Annotated in this window: 3 protein-coding genes; all 3 read right to left on the bottom strand. The window is 70.0% G+C overall.

The genetic code is table 11. The features are described from left to right. Nucleotides 1-203 (bottom strand): response regulator (locus QZ753_RS12020; RefSeq protein ID WP_294644032.1); only part of this gene is annotated, 203 nt, incomplete at its 3' end. Continuing rightward, a complete protein-coding gene (locus QZ753_RS12015; protein ID WP_294644031.1) occupies nucleotides 193-1,461 on the bottom strand; it encodes an ATP-binding protein in 1,269 nt (422 codons plus the stop codon). The genes QZ753_RS12015 and QZ753_RS12020, both read right to left, overlap by 11 nt. Nucleotides 1,462-1,572: 111 nt before the next feature. Continuing rightward, the coding region (locus QZ753_RS12010; protein WP_294644030.1) for an HD domain-containing phosphohydrolase at nucleotides 1,573-2,523 on the bottom strand (951 nt) is incomplete at its 5' end.

The following is a 2,523-nucleotide window of genomic DNA, read 5'->3' as shown; positions in this document are numbered from 1 at the left end:
CGCAGGAGTTCGATCCCGTCCATCTCGGGCATCCGCACGTCGCTGAGGACGCAGCCCGCGACGCCGATGGCCTCGGCGTGCAGGAAGGCGCTCGCGGACGCATGCATGCAGGCCGGAATCCGGTGAGCCCGCAGCAGGAAGGACACCGAACGCAGGACGTCGGCGTCGTCGTCGACGACGTGAACGGCAGGCTCAGGCTGCATCGCGCTCCCCCTCCTCGCCGGCAGCCGGAAGGCTCAGCCGGAACGTCGTTCCCTCGTCGGCCCGCGTCTCCGCCGCGATCCGGCCGCCATGCGCCTCGACGATCGTCCGGCAGATCGAGAGCCCGACGCCCATCCCGTTCGGCTTGGTCGTCTGGAACGGCTGGAACAGCTTCGCGGCCACGGCCGGGTGGATTCCACCCCCCGTGTCCGAGATCGCCACGTCGACCATACCGTCGTGAGGCGAGGCCGAGGCGACGATCTCCAGCGTTCTCACTGGGCGGCCTTGCATCGCCTCGACGGCGTTCCTGACGATGTTCAGGACGACCTGCTGGATCTGGATCCGGTCGACAAGAACCCGTAGCTCCGATCCGATCCTGACGTTCACCCGCACCTCGACGTGCGACGACCCGAGCAGCGCGAGTGCCAGCGTCTCGCTCACGAGCGTCTCGAGCGGCACCGGCTGCCGTCGCGCTTCCGCGCGCGACACGAACGCCCGGAGCGAGCGGATGATCTCGCCGGCTCGCAGGGCCTGCGCCGCGGCCTCGCCGATCGCGTCCCGGACGAGCGCATCGTCCCGTTCCCCCGGGTCCTCGAGCAGCTCCCGGCAACCCGTCAGGTAGTTCGATATGGCGGCAAGCGGCTGGTTCAGCTCGTGCGCGAGCGCCGAGGCCATCTCGCCGAGAGCGGTGAACCGCGACATGTGCGCGAGTTCGGACTGGATCTCGCGCATCCTTTCCTCGACGACCCTCCGGCTCCGTTCCGCGAGGACGCCGGCCGTGGTCTCGGTGCAGACGCAGAGCAGGCCACCCACACGGCCGTCCGTGTCGCGGACCGGGCTGTGGGAGAAGGAGAAGTGCGCCTCCCGCAGCCCCTCGCCGCGATCGAGCATCAGATGGATGTGGTCCATGTAGTTGGAGTGCCCCTCGAACACGCGGTCGACGAGCGGCTTGAGGCTGTCAACGGCCTCCTCCCACACCTCCAGGAACGGGCGGCCGAGGGCCGACGGGTGCTTCGCTCCGAGCAGCGGGACGTAGGCATCGTTGTAGACGAGCGTCCGTTCGGGGCCCCACAGCAGGAACATCGGCTGCCGGGATTCGAGAATCATGGCCACCATCGTCGCGGCACCGACGGGCCACCGCGCGCGGGCCCCGAGCGCCGTCCGCGACCAGTCGTGCCCGGCGATCATCCCGATCACGCTCGCGCCGGAATGGCCGCCGCCAACCTGGCGATGCGCCCGTTCGGCCGCCGTCAACTGCATGCCATGCCCCAGCCACCAACGAGGCGGGTCGCTCCGGGCCCGCCCTCCGAGAGAACCGGCGCAGGTTTGCACGTCAACCTTGCGCCGCGCGTGAACGCGGACCGGGCCGGTTCACGCCGCGGCATCCGCGACGAAGGCCTCCGAACCGGTCGTGCGTGCCCTGACGCGCAGGAAGGCCTCGACGCAGGCGGGATCGAACTGGCGCCCCGACTGCGCGGCGACGTACTCGGTCGCCTCCGCTTCCGACCAGGCCGGCTTGTACGGGCGGGGGCTGATCAGGGCGTCGAAGACGTCCGCGACGGCCGCGATCCGGCCCGCGATCGGGATGTCGTCGCCCTTGAGATGGCTTGGATACCCCGTGCCGTCCCAGCGCTCGTGGTGCGTCATCGCGATGACCGAGGCGAGGCGCAGGAGGTCGCAGGTCGATCCCTCGAGGATGCTGCCGCCGATCCGGGGGTGCTCCCGCATGTGCTGCATCTCGCCCTCGTCGAGCTTGCCGCGCTTCAGGAGCACCTCGTCGCGGATGCCGACCTTGCCGATGTCGTGCATCGGAGCCGCCAGCTCGATGTCGCGGCAGAGGCCCGGCTCTAGTCCGAGTTCGCGGGCGATGTCGCCGCACATCCTGGCCATGCGCACCGTGTGGATGGCCGTGTCCTCGTCCTTGTAGCCGGCGGCGAGCGTCAGGCGGTGGATGATCTCCTCCTCGCGCCGCCGCAGCTCGCCGATGGCGGCGTCCACCTCCGCCCTGAGCCATGCCGCCCGATCCGCCAGCTTGCGCTGCGCGTCGCACAGCCGGGCGAGGTTGCGCACGCGCGTCGTGAACTCGACCGGATCGATCGGCTTGGTCAGGAACTCCATCGCACCCGCCTGGAGCGCGGCGAGCCGGAGCTCGGCATGGTGGTCGGCCGTCACGATGACGATCGGCTTGTCGGCGTTGCCGGGATGTCGGCGGATCTCGGCGATCAGCTCGATCCCGCTCATGCCCGGCATCTGGTAGTCGATCACCGCGAAGTCGAACTCGAGGCCCGGTAGATCCGCGGTCACCGCCTGCGGACTGGCATA

The organism is uncultured Aureimonas sp., assembly GCF_913775355.1.
Classification (GTDB): Bacteria; Pseudomonadota; Alphaproteobacteria; order Rhizobiales; family Rhizobiaceae; genus Aureimonas.
Note: the sequence above shows the minus strand (reverse complement) of the source record. Positions and strands in the feature narration are given on the sequence as shown.